The following is an 809-nucleotide window of genomic DNA, read 5'->3' as shown; positions in this document are numbered from 1 at the left end:
CGTTGTGGTGCATATGAAAAAAACAGCATTTCTAATATTAATGACAATGACTTTTAATTCAGTTTCTGGTCAAAATTTAAATGGAAAATGGTTACTGAAAGACATTGACCATGGAAATGGAAAAAAAGGCTATCCCGGATTTCAACTGCTCGAAATCGAAAACGATAGTGTTCATATTTACACAGATTTTGCACTTAAAGAAAAAGCATCCACTTTAACAATGGATAATGGTGATTTGTTGAACTTAAAAAAAGAGAAAACTTCAACATACAAAGTCATTAGCGATAATAATCTGAAATGGTTTGTAAACGGAAAATCGAACGACAAAGACGCAATCTTTGAATGTGACTTTTATCGACTTGAACCGACAAAAACAACGCTGGAAAAAGAAGATATCGAAAAGATGACTTTCGTTCTGACCGAAAACGGACGAGAAACGGAATTTGAATTTAATAAAGAGCTAAGGGACAAAGAAATCCTCGAACAAATGAAACGAAAAGAGGGCGAGAAAAAAATGATTGAAAAAATAGACTCGACTTTTTTTATCATATCATATTTTTACGGAAAAAGAAGCAGTTCAATTCCGATTAAAGAAGTTACAACTGAACTAATAAAAATGTATGCTATTCCAACTGGACCAATGGAAATTACAGCATACCGAAAAAAATAAATACGCACCACAACAACGGCTATAGTTCATTACGGCGGAATTTCCTCTCGGAAATTCCTGCGTGTTTGCTAACTTTGGTTTACGGCGGAATAGTTCTGCCGAACCATTCCGCAACGAAACCATAGCCAAGACCGTTGTG

1 protein-coding gene is annotated in these 809 nt (G+C 35.1%); it reads left to right on the top strand.

Annotated features, from left to right (window positions below; translation table 11 throughout):
- Positions 1 to 670, top strand: a 670-nt coding sequence (locus tag ACFEMA_RS14725) for a hypothetical protein (protein WP_411768969.1), incomplete at its 5' end; no start/stop codon positions are given.
- Between the last annotated feature and the right edge of the window lie 139 nt (positions 671 to 809).

This window comes from Winogradskyella sp. A3E31 (assembly GCF_046720935.1).
Taxonomy (GTDB): domain Bacteria; phylum Bacteroidota; class Bacteroidia; order Flavobacteriales; family Flavobacteriaceae; genus Winogradskyella.
This window is presented reverse-complemented; position numbering and strand designations above follow the sequence as displayed.